The 16,352-nt window shown below is 65.6% G+C and carries 18 protein-coding genes; 13 read left to right on the top strand and 5 right to left on the bottom strand.

Going from position 1 to position 16,352, the window contains the following annotated elements; genetic code table 11:
* Nucleotides 1-122 precede the first annotated feature (122 nt).
* The gene (locus tag QU595_RS23645; protein WP_315926582.1) at nucleotides 123-1,253 is read right to left on the bottom strand and encodes a branched-chain amino acid ABC transporter substrate-binding protein; all 1,131 of its coding nucleotides are present in this window, start codon (nucleotides 1,251-1,253) and stop codon (nucleotides 123-125) included.
* Between the two features lie 132 nt (nucleotides 1,254-1,385).
* Between QU595_RS23645 and QU595_RS23640 the strand changes: the two genes are divergently transcribed.
* The 13 genes from QU595_RS23640 (at nucleotide 1,386) to mtnA (ending at nucleotide 13,736) form a co-directional block, all read left to right on the top strand.
* The gene (locus tag QU595_RS23640; protein WP_315926580.1) at nucleotides 1,386-2,360 is read left to right on the top strand and encodes a branched-chain amino acid ABC transporter permease; all 975 of its coding nucleotides are present in this window, start codon (nucleotides 1,386-1,388) and stop codon (nucleotides 2,358-2,360) included.
* Nucleotides 2,361-3,536: a branched-chain amino acid ABC transporter permease gene (locus QU595_RS23635; RefSeq protein ID WP_315926578.1), complete on the top strand. Its 1,176-nt coding sequence runs from the start codon at nucleotides 2,361-2,363 to the stop codon at nucleotides 3,534-3,536. It abuts the gene before it with no gap.
* Nucleotides 3,533-4,318 (top strand): ABC transporter ATP-binding protein, encoded by a 786-nt coding sequence (locus tag QU595_RS23630; protein WP_315926576.1) that lies wholly within the window; start codon nucleotides 3,533-3,535, stop codon nucleotides 4,316-4,318. Before QU595_RS23635 ends, QU595_RS23630 begins: the two co-directional genes overlap by 4 nt.
* Entirely contained in the window at nucleotides 4,311-5,012 is a 702-nt protein-coding gene (locus tag QU595_RS23625; RefSeq protein WP_315926574.1) for an ABC transporter ATP-binding protein, read from the top strand. The genes QU595_RS23630 and QU595_RS23625 overlap by 8 nt, the downstream gene beginning before the upstream one ends.
* Before the next feature lie 27 nt (nucleotides 5,013-5,039).
* A complete protein-coding gene (locus QU595_RS23620) occupies nucleotides 5,040-5,615 on the top strand; it encodes a HutD family protein (RefSeq protein ID WP_315926572.1) in 576 nt (191 codons plus the stop codon).
* A 193-nt stretch (nucleotides 5,616-5,808) separates the two neighbouring features.
* Nucleotides 5,809-6,660 carry a hypothetical protein gene (locus tag QU595_RS23615; protein ID WP_315926901.1) on the top strand — a complete coding sequence of 284 codons (852 nt, stop codon included), beginning with the start codon at nucleotides 5,809-5,811 and terminating at the stop codon, nucleotides 6,658-6,660.
* Between the two features lie 210 nt (nucleotides 6,661-6,870).
* Entirely contained in the window at nucleotides 6,871-7,428 is a 558-nt protein-coding gene (locus tag QU595_RS23610) for a flavin reductase family protein (RefSeq protein ID WP_315926570.1), read from the top strand.
* Between the two features lie 40 nt (nucleotides 7,429-7,468).
* The gene (locus QU595_RS23605; protein WP_315926568.1) at nucleotides 7,469-8,941 is read left to right on the top strand and encodes a 4-hydroxyphenylacetate 3-hydroxylase family protein; all 1,473 of its coding nucleotides are present in this window, start codon (nucleotides 7,469-7,471) and stop codon (nucleotides 8,939-8,941) included.
* Between the two features lie 79 nt (nucleotides 8,942-9,020).
* Nucleotides 9,021-9,440: a RidA family protein gene (locus QU595_RS23600; RefSeq protein WP_315926566.1), complete on the top strand. Its 420-nt coding sequence runs from the start codon at nucleotides 9,021-9,023 to the stop codon at nucleotides 9,438-9,440.
* A 16-nt stretch (nucleotides 9,441-9,456) separates the two neighbouring features.
* Nucleotides 9,457-10,134, top strand: a complete 678-nt coding sequence (locus tag QU595_RS23595) for a DUF1028 domain-containing protein (RefSeq protein WP_315926564.1) — start codon at nucleotides 9,457-9,459, stop codon at nucleotides 10,132-10,134.
* Between the two features lie 105 nt (nucleotides 10,135-10,239).
* Nucleotides 10,240-11,223, top strand: a complete 984-nt coding sequence (locus QU595_RS23590; protein ID WP_315926561.1) for a LysR family transcriptional regulator — start codon at nucleotides 10,240-10,242, stop codon at nucleotides 11,221-11,223.
* A 153-nt stretch (nucleotides 11,224-11,376) separates the two neighbouring features.
* On the top strand, nucleotides 11,377-12,648 hold the full coding sequence (gene mtnK / locus QU595_RS23585) for an S-methyl-5-thioribose kinase (RefSeq protein ID WP_315926559.1): 1,272 nt from the start codon (nucleotides 11,377-11,379) through the stop codon (nucleotides 12,646-12,648).
* Entirely contained in the window at nucleotides 12,645-13,736 is a 1,092-nt protein-coding gene (gene mtnA, locus QU595_RS23580; RefSeq protein ID WP_315926557.1) for an S-methyl-5-thioribose-1-phosphate isomerase, read from the top strand. Before mtnK ends, mtnA begins: the two co-directional genes overlap by 4 nt.
* Nucleotides 13,737-13,813: 77 nt before the next feature.
* On the opposite strand, the gene QU595_RS23575 is transcribed toward mtnA, so the two are convergent.
* Genes QU595_RS23575 through ureE form a run of 4 tightly spaced genes read right to left on the bottom strand, consistent with a single transcriptional unit; the run spans nucleotide 13,814 to nucleotide 16,347 of the window.
* Nucleotides 13,814-14,506, bottom strand: a complete 693-nt coding sequence (locus tag QU595_RS23575) for a class II aldolase/adducin family protein (protein ID WP_315926555.1) — start codon at nucleotides 14,504-14,506, stop codon at nucleotides 13,814-13,816.
* Nucleotides 14,503-15,177 (bottom strand): urease accessory protein UreG, encoded by a 675-nt coding sequence (gene ureG, locus QU595_RS23570; RefSeq protein WP_315926553.1) that lies wholly within the window; start codon nucleotides 15,175-15,177, stop codon nucleotides 14,503-14,505. The genes QU595_RS23575 and ureG overlap by 4 nt, the downstream gene beginning before the upstream one ends.
* A complete protein-coding gene (locus QU595_RS23565; protein ID WP_410000559.1) occupies nucleotides 15,174-15,869 on the bottom strand; it encodes an urease accessory protein UreF in 696 nt (231 codons plus the stop codon). The genes ureG and QU595_RS23565 overlap by 4 nt, the downstream gene beginning before the upstream one ends.
* Nucleotides 15,832-16,347, bottom strand: coding sequence for an urease accessory protein UreE (ureE, locus tag QU595_RS23560; protein WP_315926549.1), 516 nt, complete (start codon nucleotides 16,345-16,347; stop codon nucleotides 15,832-15,834). Before ureE ends, QU595_RS23565 begins: the two co-directional genes overlap by 38 nt.
* Between the last annotated feature and the right edge of the window lie 5 nt (nucleotides 16,348-16,352).

The following is a 16,352-nucleotide window of genomic DNA, read 5'->3' as shown; positions in this document are numbered from 1 at the left end:
TTTTCATCGTGCAGGCGCATTCAGCGGGCGCACAAAAAAGGCCGGACCGCTTTTCAGCCGGCCCGGCCCGAACTCACGGGACTGCCTGCCTTGCCGGCGAGGCAGTCCCTATGGAGATGCGCTTACATCTTCACCCATTTGCCGTCGCGCACGGTGAACATGTCGACCTCGATCGGCATTTCGGTCTGGCCTTCCTTGTCGAAGGACACGGTGCCGAGGATGCCTTCGTGATGGATGCCGCGGATGGCCTGGCTCAGCGCGTCCTTGTCCTCCGTGCCCTTCTCCTTGATGACGTCGAGCAGGATCTGCGTGGCCTCGTAGGCGTATTTCGCATAGGCGCCGGCCGGATCGGCGTAGCCCTTCGCGTCATAGGCCTTGTTGAAGGCTTCGAGCTTGGGGTTGCTCTGCACGGCCGGGCTGCTGACGATGGTGCCCTCGGCGGCCTTGCCGGCGATCTCGATGAACTTCGGATCGTAAATGCCGGAAATGGCGTACATCGGCAACGAACCCATGCCGAGGTCCGCCATCTGGCTGCGCACCAGCGCCGCCTCGGTGACGACGCCGCCGAAATAGACGGCGTCCGGCGCTGCCGCCTTGGCCTTGGTCAACATGGCGCGGAAGTCGGTCGTGCCGACCGCGGAAGCGTCGGAGAAGACGATTTCGCCGCCATCGGCCTTGAAGAAGTCGCCGAACCATTTGGTGTTGGCCACGCCATAGTCGGTCGTGTCGGAGATGATGGCGATCTTCTTGATCTTGCCGCCCTTGGCGATGCTTTCGGCCAGCGGCTTGTTCTCGTTGACCAGCGTGGGGGTGACGCGCGTCACGTTCGGGAAGTTCTGTTCGGTGATCTTGGGGCTGACCGCGCCCCAGATGATGAACGGCATCTGCGCACGGTTGAAGACCGGCATGGTCGCCAGCGCCACGGAGCTGTTCCAGTGGCCGGTCGCCGCGATCACCTCGGGATCGTTGACGAGCTTCTGGGCGGCGGAGACGCCGACGGCCGGATCGGAGGCATCGTCGAGCACCACGCCCTCCACCTCATGCGGATAGCCGTTGGCGTTTGCCTCGTCGATGGCGAGCAGGAAGCCGTTCTTTGCGCCGAGGCCCTGCTGGGCGTTGCCGCCCGAGAGCGGGCCGATGAAGCCGAGCTTGATCTTGTCGGCCTGCGCCTGGGCGGCGCCGAGCGAGACCGCCAAGGCTGTCGCGGCCAGGAATGAAGATATGCGGATGAGCGCTGTGCGCCTGGTTTGCATGGTTCCACCTCTAGAATTTCTGCCGCGACGGCCGCGGGTCGCCGATCCTGATTGCCGGCCCTGTAAATCTATTAACGGCTGCCCGCGCGCGAAATTCGGAATTTGCAATCCGTTACATCGGAAATTCGTTATGTGCGCATATGGGTCGCGCTGATAATCGTTGCGGCCCCGATCAGAGGCACGCATGGCATGGTGGAGCTGCTTGTCCAGCAACTGGTGAACTGGATAACCCTTGGGTGCATCTATGCCCTGTTGGCGATCGGTTTCAGCCTGATATTCGGCGTTCTCAACGTCATACATTTCTCGCATGGCGACGTGGCCATGACTGCCCCGTTCATCGCGTTGGCGCTGGCGCAGGCATTGGCCGTCGCCATCGGCGTCGCAAGCCCGGCCTGGCTGGTCTTGGCCGTGCTGGCGGCGGTGCTGGCCGTGGGACTGATCGGCGTCGTGCTGGACAAAGTCGTCATACGCCGCTTCCGAGACGCGCCGGCCATGATGGCGCTGGTCGCCACCGTCGCGCTCGGCATCGTCATCCGCGAGCTCATCCGCCATCTCTACCCGCAGGGCTCCAACCCGCACGCTTTCCCGCGGCTGGTCTCGGGCGTCGCCTTCGAATCCGCCGGCGTCCAGATCAGCTGGTTCGCGGTGCTGGTGGTGGTGCTGACGGTCGTTTTGGTGGCGCTGCTTTTCGTCTTCCTGCGGCTGACGCCGCTCGGGCTGCGCATCCGGGCGGCTTCCGAGGATCGCGTCGTGGCCCGCATGATGGGCATTCGCGACGCGCGCGTCTTTCGCGCCACCTTCTTCATCGCCTCCGCCATCGGCGCGATAGCAGGCCTGCTGTTCGCCAGCTATGCCGGCGTGACGCGCTTCGACTTCGGCGTCATGGCCGGCCTGCTGGGCTTCTCGGCGGCGGTCATCGGCGGCCTGGGCTCCATGCCGGGTGCCATTCTCGGCGGCCTCATCATCGCCGGCATCGAGGTGCTGGCGCAGACGCTGGTGCCGGACGGGGCCTCCTATCGCCTGGTTTTCGTCTTCCTGCTTGTCATCGCCGTGCTGCTGTTCCGTCCGGAAGGCCTGCTCGGGCGCGCCGTCATGGAGAAGGTCTAGATGCGGGACCACCTCTCGTCCGCCGCACCAGGACCGGGCGCCGCGGCAGCAATCACCATTCTTGCGCAGCTTTGCGGCGCAGCCTTCCTTTATCTGATCCTGAAGGCGGACGGTGGCTGGCAGATCGTCGGCCTGTTGGTCCTGCTCGGCGCCGGCTTCTTCGTGCTGGAGAAAAAGCCCGCCATCGCCGACCGCGTCATGGCGAGCTTCGCGCGCGTGCCGCTGGTGGCGATGGCGACGGGCGCGGCCGTGGTGCTGCTGTTCCCGTTCATCCTCGGCTCCAACACCTATCTCATGCACCTGCTGATCGTGGCGCTGCTCTATTCCGTGCTGGCGCTGGCCCTGAACTTCCAGCTCGGCAGCGCCAACATCCCCAATTTCGCAACCGGCGCGTCCTACGGCATCGGCGCCTATGTCTCGGCGCTGCTGGCGATCAATTTCGGCATGAGCTTCTGGCTGACGCTGCCGGTCGCGGCGGTGGCGGCGACGCTGTTCGGCTTCATCATCGGCATTCCGTCGATGCGCACGCGCGACACCTATCTCGCGCTCGTCACCATCGCCTTCGGCGTGGTGGTGCAGCAGCTTCTCAACAATTTCGACTGGACGGGCGGCCCCAACGGGCTGGTCGGCATTCCCGCGCCCACTTTGTTCGGCCATTCTTTCGCCCAGCCGCTGGTGATCTTCGGCCACAAGCTGCCCAGCCAGGCCAATTTCTACTATCTGTCCGCCGCGCTCGTCGTGGTGGCCATCATCACCGCGCACCGCCTGCACGGCTCGCGCATCGGGCTTGCCTGGAACGCACTCCGGGCCGACGAGATCGCGGCGCGGGCGCAAGGCATCAACGTCGCCTGGTTCAAGGTGCTGGCCTTCGCGGTCGATGCCTTCCTCGCCGCCTTTGCCGGCACCATCTACGCCTTCTACGTGTCCTATATTTCGCCGGACAATTTCACCTTCCTGGTGTCCGTCACCATCATGACCATGGTCATCGTCGGCGGCATGGACAACATCTTCGGCGTCATCGTCGGCGCTTTCCTGCTGACCATCCTGCCGGAGAAGCTGCGCGCATTCTCGGACTACCGGCTTTTGTTCTTCGGCGTGGTCATCATCGGCTTCCTGATGATCCGCCCGCAGGGCCTGTTCCCGCAGCGCATGCGCAACTACGGAGAAAGCCGGTGAGCGCGCTTCTCACGGTCGAAAACGCGACCATGCGCTTCGGCGGCCTGGTCGCGCTGAACGATGTCTCCTTCTCCATCGACAAGGGCTCGGTGCTGGCCGTCATCGGCCCGAACGGCGCCGGCAAGTCCACCTTGTTCAACGTGGTGACGGGCGTCTACAAGCCAACCTCCGGCCGGGTGAGTTTCGACGGCGCGGACATCACCGGAAAGCCGGCCTACGAGGTGGTGGAACGCGGCATCGCCCGCACTTTCCAGTCCTCGCGCCTGTTTTCCGATCTCAGCGTGCTCGACAACGTCATCATCGGCATGCACACCCGCACGAAGACCGGCGTGCTGACGGCCCTGTTCCGCCCCGGCGCGTCGAAGCGCGAGATGGCGGCCTGCGTGGAAAAGGCCGAAGCGCTGCTCAAGGCCGGTTCGGGCGACCTCTTCGCCCAGCGCTACCGCCCGGCCGGCACGCTGGCACAGGCCGACCGCCGGCGCCTAGAGATTGCGCGGGCGCTGGCTTCCGAGCCGAAGCTGCTCCTGCTGGACGAGCCCTCCGTCGGCATGGACGACACTGAAACCGACGCGCTGGTCGCCGATATCAAGCGCCTGCGCACGGAAAAGCCGGACCTGTCGGTGATCCTGATCGAGCACGACATGCGCGTCGTCGACGCCTTTCCCGACCATGTCATGTGCATCGACTATGGCAGCAGGATCGCTGAAGGCGACTTCGCCGCCGTAAGGAGCGACCGGCGCGTCCAGGAAGCCTATCTCGGAAAGGCCATGGTCGATGCTTGAGCTGAAGGACGTGGACACCGCCTACGGCGCGGTGCCGATGCTGCGCAACGTGGTGATGAGCGTGCGTGCCGGCGAACTGGTCTGCCTTCTGGGGCCGAACGGGGCCGGCAAGACCACCACCTTCATGACCGTGTGCGGCGTGGTGCGCGCCCAGCGCGGCAAGGTGGAGGTGATGGGTCAGGACATTGGCCGGCTGGGCACCGAAAACCTCGCCTCGCTCGGCGTCGGCCTGGTGCCGGAAGGCCGCCGGCTTTTCCCAAGCCTGACCGTGCAGGAGAATTTGCGCCTCGGCTACGACGCCGTTTCCCGACGCGGGCCGAATTTCGAACCGCAGCTCGACAAGATGTGCGCGCTGTTCCCGCGTATCCGCGAGCGGCTGCGCCAGGTGGCGGGCACCTTGTCGGGCGGGGAGCAGGCGATGGTGGCGCTGGCGCGCGCGCTGATCGGTGAGCCCAAGCTGGTGGTCATGGACGAGCCGTCGCTCGGCCTGTCGCCCAAGCTCATCAGCGAATATTTCGAGATCACGCAGGAAGTGCACCGGCAAGGCACGACCATCCTGCTGATCGAGCAGAACGCCGAAATGGGCCTGAGCATCGCCGACCGCGGCTATGTGCTGGTCAAGGGACGCGTCGCGCAGGAGGGACCGGCGCGCGAACTGCTGTCGTCCAAGGCGGCCAAGAGCCTTTACCTCTAGCTTTCCGGTCCGTGAGGAATATCGCGCATGATCGAGCTGCTTTCGGCGCAGGACTATCGCCGTACGCCCTGGAAGAACGGCAACGGCATCACGGAAGACGTGCTGCTCCTGCCCGAAGGCGCATCTCATGACGATTTCGACATCCGGGTCAGCCGCGCGCCGATCGTGGACGAGTCCCGCTTCTCGCCTTTCCCCGGCATCGACCGCACGATCACGCGGATTGGCGAGAAGCCGCTGGTGCTGTGCTTTTCCAACGGTAAAGAGGTCGTGCTGGAGCATCTGTCGCCCGTCAGCTTCGACAGCAACCTCGCGCCCACCTCGCGTCTTCCATCCGGCGCTTCACAGGTCATGAACGTCATGACCCGGCGCGGCCGCTGGACCTCGCAGGTCACGGTGTTGCGTGAAACCGGGACACACAGCCTCCCAATACCGCAGAACGGACTGGTTGTGGTGCATGTCGTCGCGGGATCGTGCGACATGACTGGAACCCGCGCCGACACCGGCGAGACGCTGGTGGCGCGCGACATGGAGCAGGCGGAACTGGCTCTGGGCGGCGGCAGCGCCTGTCTGGTCGCAATGATCGCGCCGGCAAGCGGTTTGTAGAGAGCGGCTCGGGGCAACGAAACTGGTTCGGGATTTCCGATGCCGATACTTTCAACTTAATAATTTTCCCGAAGCAGCAGCGTGCGTTACCGTTCCGGTCATGAACAAGATGGTCGATCTTCGGGAAAGTTTGGCATCGCCGCTCGCGGGCGACCCGGATAGCGTCCGCAGGACGGAGTGGCCTTTGGCGAACATGCGGCCGGAGCGCTCGACAGGCATGCGCTTTCCCGCTGCCAGACCGGCGCTGCGCTGCGTGGCTGATGTAGGCGCAATGCCCGAAGACCTCAAGGGAAGCGTCATGCTTCTCGGCAATTTCGACGGCTTCCATCTTGGACACAGGATGCTGCTTGCGGCCGCGAAGGAGCACGCGCTGCTTTCTGGCCGTCCGATCGGCGTCATGTCGGTGGAGCCGCATCCCAAACAGTTCTTCGCGCCGCAATGCGCGCCGTTCCGGCTCTCGACGCTTGCCACCAAGAAGGAAATCTTCGCCCGCCTCGGCGTGGACTTCATCTACGGCCCCCGCTTCGACCGAACCTTTGCCGGCCAGGAAGCCGAGCAGTTCGTCGAGACCGTGCTGGCGCAAGGCTTGGCGGTCTCGCGCGTGGTGGTCGGCCCCAATTTCCGTTTCGGCCGGGAGCGGCGGGGCGATGTCGAATTGCTGCGCCGTCTCGGCGAGCGGCACGGCTTTGAGCTCACCTGTGTCGGTGAGTTCACGCAGGCCGGCGCCGCCTGCTCGTCGACGCGCGTGCGCGAGCGCCTCGCCAAGGGCGACATCGGAGCCGCCAATGTGCTGCTGGGCAGGGCCTGGAGCGTCGAGATCGACCGTCTGCCGAAAACGGGGCAGGGAGAGATTTCCTGGCCCGAGGCGGTCCTGCAACCCGCCTGCGGCAGCTATGTCGTCGCGCTCCGCCGGGCGAACGACGCGCGCGTGCTGTCGTTCGGACGCCTCACGATTTCCGAAGCAGGACCGGTGCGGCTCGCCTTGAACGGCCCGGCGGGCGCGGAGGAAACGCCGCTGTTCCTCGATTTCCTGGCGCGCGCCTGACCCCACCGCAGCTTCGGACGAGCAGGCAGGGCGGCAATGCCGCGCGGCCTTTTCGCTTTGCGGCTGTTGTTTGCGGTCTGTGCCCGGGCGTTGCCGGGCGGATCGGGAATGCCGAAGCAAAAGATATCTAAGTTCTATTATACAGATGCGCATTTGTCCGCGAGAATTCTTGCGTCGATCAGGTCCACGAACAGGTCGCGAGACAAAGAGATGTCGGTCCTTCAAGCATCGTCCAGCGCAATCTCCATCAGGTCCGGCCGCGCGCTGCCGGCAGCAGACCGTGCCGCCTTCGTTTCGGCGATGAGCGGCGCCGTCACCAGCGTCAACGTCGTCACCACCGGTGGCGCCGCCGGCATGTTCGGCGTCACCGTCAGCGCCATGGCTTCGGTTTCGGCCGATCCGCCCATGCTGCTGGTCTGCGTCAACCAGCGCAGCCCCGCTTGCGCGGCAATCAGGGAGAACGGCGTGTTCTGCGTCAACCTGCTGGCCGTGCACCAGGACAGCATCTCCGACGTCTTCGCCGGACATCCCCGCGAGGGCGAGGCGTTCGACTTCCGCTGCGCGCAATGGCAGGCCGCGGCCACGGGCTCGGCCCGCCTGCCGGATGCGGCGAGCACCTTCGACTGCGCGGTGCACGACAGCCATGACGTCGGCACCCACACCATCTTCGTCGGTCGCGTGGTGGAAGTCACCGCCACCCAGAGCGCCCCTCTGGCGCATTGCCGGCGCACATATTGCCACCCCGCCGCCCTGCCGTTGAACGGCTGAGCGGACAGGTGACAGGAATTCTGAAGGAAAGGCATTTTCAATGATCAGAACCGGTGATCAATATCGGGATTCGATCCGCGACGGCCGGCGTGTCTGGATCAATGGCGAGCGCGTCAAGGACGTGACCGCCCATCCGATGTTCAAGCCCATCGTCGATATCCGCGCGCGGATTTACGACATGGCGCATGAGGCCGTGCATCGGGACGTCATGTCCTATGAGGAGAAAGGCGAGCGTTTCGCCATCGGCCTCAAGCTGCCGCACACGCAGCAGGACTGGCACGACAAGCGCCGCGCCACGGATGCGGTGCTGGACGAGGTGAGGGGCATCGTCACCCGCGTCGGCGACGAGACTGTGGGCGAGATGTGGTCGCTGTTCGACGGTCGCGACATGCTCAACGACGTCGATCCGCGCTTCGCCGCAAATATCGAGCGCCATATCGATGTGGTGCTGAAGCAGGATCCGTTCCACGTGTCGGCCAACACCGACCCGAAGGGCGACCGCTCAAAGCGCCCGCAGGACCAGGACCCCGACATGCTCCTGCATGTCGTGAAGGAAACCGACGCCGGCATCATCGTTCGCGGCGCGAAATACGAGACGGCCGCGGCCTATGCCAACCAGGCCTTCACCAAGCCGACCATCGCCAATTGGGGCGACGACAAGCTGTCCGACTACGCGGTCGGCTTCATCTGCGACTTTTCCTCGCCGAACCTGCGCTTCATCGCCCGCACCGGCTTTGCCGGGCGCGCGCCGGCGGAAGACTACCCGCTGTCCAACCGGGTGGACGAGATCGACACGCTGGTCATCTACGACAACGTGCTGATCCCTTGGGAGAACGTGCTGTTCTACCAGTACACGAAGGCGGCGCAGTTCATCCGCGCCACGCTGCATCGCTACTCGGCCTTCGCCTTCGTGCAGCGCAACCTCAAGCTCGCCGACCTGATGATCGGCGCGGCGCTGTGGAACGTGCGCCAGACAGGGCTGGAGAAGCAGCAGGCGGTGCAGGAGAAGCTGGCGCAGCTCGCCTGCTATCGCGAGGGCATCAACGCGCACCTGACCGCCGCGATCGCCAATGCCGAGCCGAGCCCGGCGGGGCTTCTGATGCCCAACCAGTCGCTATTGATGTCGGGCCGCGTCCACGCCTGCTCGCAGCTCCACCACATGATGCATCTCGCCCGCGAGCTGTGCGGCGGCCAGATTTGCGTCACGCCCGACTATGCCTGTTTCCAGGATCCGGAAGCCGGCGAATGGCTGAACAAGTTCTATACGCTGAACGACAACTGGCATGCCGAGGATCGGCGCAAGCTGCTGGCCTTCGCCCGCGACCTGCTGAACTCCGACTATGCCGGGCACCGCGTCACCTTCCAACTGTTCGCGCAGGCCCCGCCCTTCGCCCATCTGGCAGCCGTCTACAACAATTTCGACTGGAACGAACCGCTGCGCTTCACCAAGGAAGCGGCTGGACTTTCCGACCGCGTCTATGGCCGGCAGCCGCAGCTGGCCGCAGCGAAGTAGCAATCCCCCTGTCGCCCGCATCGGCCGTTCCCATTCGGCCGGTACGGGCGATCTCAACTCTCCCGAAAGAACGCCGACGATGATCCACAAGCGCATCCGCCCCTTCAACACCCGCGACACCTATCCGGAACAGAAGCTCGACAACGACCTGTCGCAGGGCGTGGTCGCCCGCGGCACCATGGTGTTCCTGCGCGGGCAGGTCTCCCAGGACCTCGAGACCCGCGAATGCCTGCATGTCGGCGACGCCGGCAAGCAGACCGCCAAGACCATGGAAAACATCAAGATGCTGCTCGAGGAAGCAGGCAGCCAGATGTCCCACATCTGCCGCATCGTCGTCTATGTCACCGACATCCGCTATCGCGAGGCCGTCTACCAGGAAATGGGCAAGTGGCTGAAGGGCGTGTTCCCGTGCTCGACCGGCCTCGTGGTTCCAGCCCTCGCGCGACCCGAATGGGTCGTGGAAATCGAGGTGACGGCCGTCATCCCCGACGCCGCCTGAACGGGAGGCCGACGACGTGACCTTCTCCATTTCCGCCCGCTGTGCCAGGACCGGCATGTTCGGCATCGCGGTCTCGTCCTCCAGCCCATGCGTCGCGGCGCGCTGCGCCCATGCGCGGGCAGGCGTCGGCGTGGTGGCGACCCAGAACGTGACCGATCCGACGCTTGGCCCGAAGGGTCTCGACCTCATGGCTTCGGGGCTGTCCGCCACCGAGGCGCTGGAGCGGATCCGGGCCGAAGCCGGGCATATCGACTACAGACAACTCGCGCTGGTGGACAGGAACGGCAATGGCGCCGCCTTCTCCGGCGCCAACACGCTCGGCACCCATCGCACCGTCATCAGGCCGAATGTCGTGGCCGCCGGCAACCTGTTGTCGAGCCCCGCCGTGCCGGAGGCGATGGTCGCCGCGTTCCTGGCCGACGAGGGCGCATCCCTCGGGTCGCGGCTGATCGGCGCGATGCAGGCGGCGGTCGATGCCGGCGGCGAGGAGGGCCCCGTCCACTCGGTCGGCATGCTTCTGGTGCGCGAAGTCGCCTGGCCGGTCGCCGACCTGCGCGTCGACTGGCACGAGACCGATCCGATCGGCGAGCTCGCCCGGCTCTGGGCGCTTTGGGAGCCACAACTGGAGGCTTATGTCTCGCGTGGCATCAACCCGTCCGTCGCCCCGACCTACGGAGTGCCGGGCGACATGTGAGCTATTTCGGCACCGGCTTGACTCCCTTCCCGCCAGCCGCCATCGTCGCCGGCGGTTCCCGGGGCGGGCGTCAGGATTGGTGCCAGCTCCGCGAGGAACTGAAGCTTGAATTCCAACCTGGCTCAGAGCCTCGTGAGCGATCCGAATCCCCGCACGTTCTCGATGCGGTTCACGCTTCGGCAACTCGCCTATTTCGTCGCGGCGGGCGAGGTGGGCGGCGTCACGCTGGCGTCCGAACGCATCAACGTCTCCCAGCCGTCGATCTCGGCGGCGATCTCGCAATTGGAGGTCGAGTTCGGCCTCCAGCTCTTCGTGCGCCATCACGCGCAGGGCCTGTCGCTGACGCCTGCCGGCCAGCGCGTCATGCAGGCCGCAAAGGCGCTGCTGCAGCAGGCCGAGGAGCTTCACGGCATCGCCGACGAAGTGGCCCGGTCCGTCTCGGGCCCGCTGAATGTCGGTTTCTTCCGCACCCTGGCGCCGATGCTCATCCCGGAGCTCTGCAAGACGTTCCTGGAACTGCACCCGGCGGTCAGGCTGCAAGTCTATGAAGACGACGAGGCGACGTTGATCGCCCGCCTGCGCCGGGCCGAGATCAATCTGGCGTTGACCTATTCCGTCCATCTCACCGACGACATCGCCTTCGAGCCGCTGGCCGAGTTGCCGACCCATATCGTGCTCGCGGCCAGTGACCCGCTGGCTTCGGCCAGATCGCTTCCGCTCGCCGCGCTCGCCGAGAAGCCCTTCATCCTCCTCGATATGCCGCTCAGCAAGGAATATTTCCTGTCGCTGTTCATGACGCAGGGACTGGCCCCGAACATCGTCGCCAAGTCCGAATACCCCGAAACCGTGCGCAGCTTCGTCGCCAGCGGGTTCGGCTATTCGCTGATGACGGCCCGCCCCGCCAACCGGGTGGCTCTCAACGGCAAGGAACTTGTCTATGTGCGCCTCGAGGGAAGCTATTCCCCGATGATGCTCGGCATCGCCACGCTCAAGGGCCTGCGCAAGACATGCGCGACCGAGAGCTTCGAGGAGCATTGCCGCGCGCAGGTCTCGACGGAAAACCTGCCCGGCATGGCCTCTTGGCGCTGAGATTTCCATGAAAGCGCCGGTAAAATCCGCGCCGCTTCGACGGAAATAGCCGTATTCCCGGCGCCGGCCGAAAGGCTTTTCCGCGCCGACATTGCCATATCGTTTTCGGCCATACTAACCTCTGCACGAGGAACCGATGCACAGAGGCCGCGTATGGCGAAGCATGCTTCTTTCGACGCCCTGACCACCGAAACCCTGGCCCTGCGTCTGGGCGGTCTGGAGGCGCTGGTCGAGCGGCTGGGACCGGACAGGTCCGCATGGAAGGTGCGCGAGGTCGGCGACGGCAATCTGAACCTCGTCTTCATCGTCGAAGGGCCGAAGGGCGCGGCGGTGGTCAAGCAGGCGCTGCCCTATGTTCGTCTCGTCGGCGAAAGCTGGCCGCTGCCGCTCAAGCGCTCCTTCTTCGAATATCATGCGCTGGTGCGGCAGGAAGCGCGCGCCGGCAAGGGCTCGGTGCCGGCGATCTACCATTTCGACGAGGCGCAGGCGCTCATCGTCATGGAATATCTGTCGCCGCACGTCATCCTGCGCAAGGCGCTGATCGAGGGCCGGGAACTGCCGCGCATCGCCAACGATCTCGGCCTGTTCGCGGCACGCACGCTGTTTCGCGGCTCCGACCTGCACATGACCGCGCGCGAGCGCAAAGCGGACCTTGCGCTGTTCGCCGGCAATGTCGAACTGTGCGACATCACCGAGAATCTCGTCTTCACCGATCCCTATTTCGAGGCGGAGCTGAACCGCCACACCCCGGCGCTCGACCCGCTGGTGGCAGAGTTGCGCGCCGACCGCGACCTGAAGGTGGAAGCCCAGCGCCTCAAGCACCTGTTCGCAGCCAATGCCGAGACGCTGCTGCATGGCGACCTGCACACCGGCTCGATCATGGTGACGGAGGACGACACCCGCGTCATCGACCCCGAATTCGCCTTCTATGGCCCGATGGCCTTCGACGTCGGCATGCTGCTCGCCAATTTCTGGATGTCGTTCTTCTCGCAGGCCGGCCACGAGCAGGAGGGCTCGCGCGCGTCGATGCGCGGCTATCTGCTGCGTACCGTCTCCGACCTCTGGTCGGTGTTCCGGGCCGAGTTCTCGTGGTTGTGGCGCACGGAACGCACAGGCATGCTCTACGCCGACAGCCTGTTCGAGAAGCGTGGCGATGCGCTCGGCGCCGAGCAGGCGCTGGACGGCGTGCTGCATTCGCTGTGGCAGGACCTGCTCGGCTTCGCCGGGGTGGAGATCCACCGCCGCATATTGGGGCTTGCCCACAATGCCGATTTCGAGACCATCGCGGACGAGGCCCTGCGGGCACGGTGCGAGGCGAAGGCTCTGCGCTTCGGCCGCCATCTCGTCGTGAACCGATGCCGCATCCATAGCGTTGACGAGGTGAACGGGCTCGCCTTGCTCATCGAAAAGGAGACGCGCGCATGAATGTCGGCGACCGTCATTACCGTACCATCTGGCTGAACGAGGACGGCCGCTCGGTCGACATCATCGACCAGCGCTGGCTGCCGCACGAGTTCCGCATCGTCACGCTTCGCATGGTGGAGGATGTCGCGACGGCCATACGCGACATGTGGGTGCGCGGCGCGCCGCTGATCGGCGTCACTGCCGCCTACGGCATGGCGATCGCCATGGCCGCCGATCCTTCCGACGCTTCGCTCGACGCCACGTGGGAAAAGTTGCACGCAACGCGGCCGACCGCCATCAACCTGCGCTGGGCGCTCGACGAAATGCGCCGCCTGCTGAAGCCGCTGGCCGAGGACAGGCGGGTGTCGGCGGCCTACAGCCGCGCGGCGGAGATCGCCGACGAGGACGTGGAACTCAATCGCGCCATCGGCGAGAACGGGCTGGCCATCATCCGCGAGATCGCCGCCGGCAAGAAGCCGGGGAAGCCGGTCAATATCCTCACCCATTGCAATGCCGGCTGGCTGGCCACGGTGGACTACGGCACAGCGACCGCACCGATCTATCTCGCCATGGAGGCAGGTATTCCGGTCCACGTCTATGTGGACGAGACGCGCCCGCGCAACCAGGGCGCGCAACTCACCGCCTGGGAAATGGCCGGGCACGGCGTGCCGCACACGCTAATCGTGGACAATGCCGGCGGGCATCTGATGCAGCGCGGCGAGGTGGACATGGTGATCGTCGGCACCGACCGCACGACGGCCAATGGCGACGTCTGCAACAAGATCGGCACCTACCTCAAGGCCCTGGCGGCGAAGGACAACGGCGTGCCGTTCTACGTCGCCCTGCCTTCGCCGACCATCGACTGGACGGTGAGCGACGGGCTGAAGGAGATTCCCATCGAGGAACGCTCGGGCGACGAGGTGTCGCTGGTGTGGGGCAGGACCGCATCGGGCGAGATTGCGCAGGTACGCGTTTCGCCGGACGCTACGCCGGCCGGCAACCCCGCCTTCGACGTCACCCCGGCACGGCTGGTAACGGGTCTGATCACCGAGCGCGGCGTGGCGGAAGCCTCGAACCCGGGGCTGAAAAAGCTGTTCCCGGAACGTTAACGCCTGAAGAAAGCGCTTCCAAAAGTCACGATAATTCGTTGTTTTCACACAATTCCGGGCGCAAGGTCGGCACTCGCCTAGTCCCTGCGGCGCGGCACGTCCGCGGCGCCCTCCGGGTCCGGAGCCTGGCCGTAGCTCATCTTCTTCATCTGCTGCATGACGCGGCCCATCTCCTCGTCGGAGAGCACTGGCGGTTCGCCGAGCGCCAGCGCCTGCACGTAAAGCCGCGACAGCGTCTCCACCTCGACGGCCAGCGCAAGTGCTGCCGCCGACGTCCTGCCGAGTGAAATCTGGCCGTGTTGGCCGAGCAGGCACGCCAGCCTGTCCTCCAGCGCCACGATGGCCGCGTCCGACAGGGCCTGCGTGCCGAAGGTAGCGTAGGGCGCGCAGCGGATCGTGGTGCCGCCCGCGACCGCGATCATGTAGTGGAAGGCCGGGATCTGCCTGTGATGGACGGCAAGCGTGGTGGCGTAGACCGAATGGCAATGCAGCACGCAATCGACATCCTGCCGGCTGGCGAGGATATCGCGGTGGAAGCGCCACTCGGACGAAGGCCGCCGCTCGCCCTCATAGCTGCCGTCGAAGAACATCTGCACGAGGTCTTTCGGTTCCATGCGCTCATAGGGCAGGGAAGTCGGCGTGACGAGGAAACCGCGCGGATTGCGCACGGACAGGTTGCCGGAGGTACCCTGATTGATGCCCAGCGCGTTCATGCGCCGGCAGGTGGCCACCATTTCCGCGCGCAGGGCGTCGTCGTCATAGGCCGTCATGAGGCCAGTTTGCCCAAGTGCCCGCCGGTTTCAAGGCCGCCGTTCTCGACGATGAAGTCGATGACCTCCTGCAATCCCTTGCCGCGATGCAGGTCGGTGAAGGCGTATGGCCGCTTGCCGCGCATGCGCGCCGCGTCCGCCTCCATCACCTCGAGATCGACATGGACGTAAGGCGCGAGGTCGCTCTTGTTGATGACGAGAAAGTCCGAGCGGGTGATGCCGGGCCCGCCTTTGCGTGGAATTTCCTCGCCTTGGCAGACCGAGATCACATAAAGGGTGAGGTCGGCCAGGTCCGGCGAGAAGGTCGCGGCGAGATTGTCGCCGCCGGATTCGATGAAGACGATGTCGAGGTCGGGGAAGCGCCGGTTCATTTCGGCGATGGCCTGAAGGTTGATCGAGGCATCCTCGCGGATGGCGGTGTGCGGGCAGCCGCCGGTCTCCACGCCGATGATGCGGTCTTCCGAAAGCGCCTGATGACGCGCGAGGATCAGCGCGTCCTCGCGGGTGTAGATGTCGTTGGTGACGACCGCGACCGAATAGCGGTCGCGCAGCGCCTTGCAGAGCTTTTCTGTGAGCGTCGTCTTGCCCGAGCCGACCGGGCCGCCGATTCCGACGCGCAAGGGCCCGTTGCTTGAGCGGACAACCGGGGAGTGGCCGATTTTCTGTGTCATGAGCGGAACAGCCTCGAATGCTGGGTTTCGTGTTTCATGGCTGCGATGTCGGCAATGAAGGTCGCTGAGCCGAGATCGTCAAGGGTCGATGCGGCCGCGCGCGCGGCGGTGGCCGCAAGCAACGGTTCCAGCGCTGCAAGCAGCGCGGTCACGCCGTTCTGGCCGGTGACCGAAAGGCGGATCGCCGCCTGCATCAGGTTCAGGCACAGGGCTTGCAGGAAGAGCGCTAGCGCGGGGGCGAGCGCGACGCCATGCGCGCCGCAGGCGGCACCGACGGCAACGCAATAGGGACAGGCGCGCGGCAGGGCCGAAAGCGCCTCGGCAGGCCATGGGCCGGCAGCGTCGAGGAAGGCCGCGCCCTGCAAGGTGCTTTCCATGTGCCGCTCAGCGCTGCCGGCGAGCGCCTCGGCAAGCTCCGCCAGTTCGGCCAGGTCGCCGCCGTCGCGCGCGCGCCGCCAGCTCTCGGCAAACAGCACCGCGTCGTTCCAGCCGGAGCCGCAGGAAACGAGGTCTTCGAGCCAGTCGCGAAGATCGCCGGCGCTGCCGACCAGCCCGTCATGCGCGGCGCCCTCCAGCCCGTTGCTGTAGCTGAAGGAGCCGACCGGGAAGACCGGCGACAGCCATGCCGTCAGCCGCAGCAGCGAGCCATCGGCCTCAGCCGTGGTGATGGTGGTCGTCATGGCTGTGCGCATGGCCGGCGTGGTCGTGATGATCGCCGTGGCCGTGGTGATGGTGCCCGCCGGAATAGGCGCCGCGCAGCGGGCTGAAGATCGCCTCAACCTCCTTCACCGTCGCGCCGAGCCCCTCCAGCATTGCCTTGATGACGTGGTCGCGCAGGATGAAGATGCGGTCCGCGTCGATCTGGGCGGCGAGATGCCGGTTGCCGATATGCCAGGCGAGTTCGGCGATGTGCAGGGCGTCGCGGCCGGCGATCTCGTAGAGCGGTTCGCTGGCGGCGCGGATCTCGACCTGGCGGCCGTCTTCCAGCAGCAACCGGTCGCCATGTTCCAGCACCACCGGCTCGGCGAAATCGGCCAGCACCTTCTCGCCGCCTTCCAGCGTGATCGCCTTGCGGCGCAGGTGACGCTCGTCACGCTCCAGCACGGCGTGTCCCGTTGGTATGTCGGCGGGCGCCTCATGGGCGCGGATGAGGGCGGTGGCGCGCAGCATGGTCG

This window comes from Mesorhizobium sp. SP-1A, assembly GCF_032460275.1.
Taxonomy (GTDB): Bacteria; Pseudomonadota; Alphaproteobacteria; order Rhizobiales; family Rhizobiaceae; genus Mesorhizobium.
Note: the sequence above shows the minus strand (reverse complement) of the source record. Positions and strands in the feature narration are given on the sequence as shown.

Bases quoted from the DNA above. Each gene is read 5' to 3' on its own strand.
- QU595_RS23645 (WP_315926582.1), bottom strand. From the start codon at position 1,253: ATGCAAACCAGGCGCACAGCGCTCATCCGCATATCTTCATTCCTGGCC.
- QU595_RS23635 (WP_315926578.1), top strand. From the start codon at position 2,361: ATGCGGGACCACCTCTCGTCCGCCGCACCAGGACCGGGCGCCGCGGCA.
- QU595_RS23625 (WP_315926574.1), top strand. From the start codon at position 4,311: ATGCTTGAGCTGAAGGACGTGGACACCGCCTACGGCGCGGTGCCGATG.
- QU595_RS23620 (WP_315926572.1), top strand. From the start codon at position 5,040: ATGATCGAGCTGCTTTCGGCGCAGGACTATCGCCGTACGCCCTGGAAG.
- QU595_RS23615 (WP_315926901.1), top strand. From the start codon at position 5,809: ATGCGGCCGGAGCGCTCGACAGGCATGCGCTTTCCCGCTGCCAGACCG.
- QU595_RS23610 (WP_315926570.1), top strand. From the start codon at position 6,871: ATGTCGGTCCTTCAAGCATCGTCCAGCGCAATCTCCATCAGGTCCGGC.
- QU595_RS23605 (WP_315926568.1), top strand. From the start codon at position 7,469: ATGATCAGAACCGGTGATCAATATCGGGATTCGATCCGCGACGGCCGG.
- QU595_RS23600 (WP_315926566.1), top strand. From the start codon at position 9,021: ATGATCCACAAGCGCATCCGCCCCTTCAACACCCGCGACACCTATCCG.
- mtnK (WP_315926559.1), top strand. From the start codon at position 11,377: ATGGCGAAGCATGCTTCTTTCGACGCCCTGACCACCGAAACCCTGGCC.
- mtnA (WP_315926557.1), top strand. From the start codon at position 12,645: ATGAATGTCGGCGACCGTCATTACCGTACCATCTGGCTGAACGAGGAC.
- QU595_RS23575 (WP_315926555.1), bottom strand. From the start codon at position 14,506: ATGACGGCCTATGACGACGACGCCCTGCGCGCGGAAATGGTGGCCACC.
- ureG (WP_315926553.1), bottom strand. From the start codon at position 15,177: ATGACACAGAAAATCGGCCACTCCCCGGTTGTCCGCTCAAGCAACGGG.
- QU595_RS23565 (WP_410000559.1), bottom strand. From the start codon at position 15,869: ATGCGCACAGCCATGACGACCACCATCACCACGGCTGAGGCCGATGGC.
- ureE (WP_315926549.1), bottom strand. From the start codon at position 16,347: ATGCTGCGCGCCACCGCCCTCATCCGCGCCCATGAGGCGCCCGCCGAC.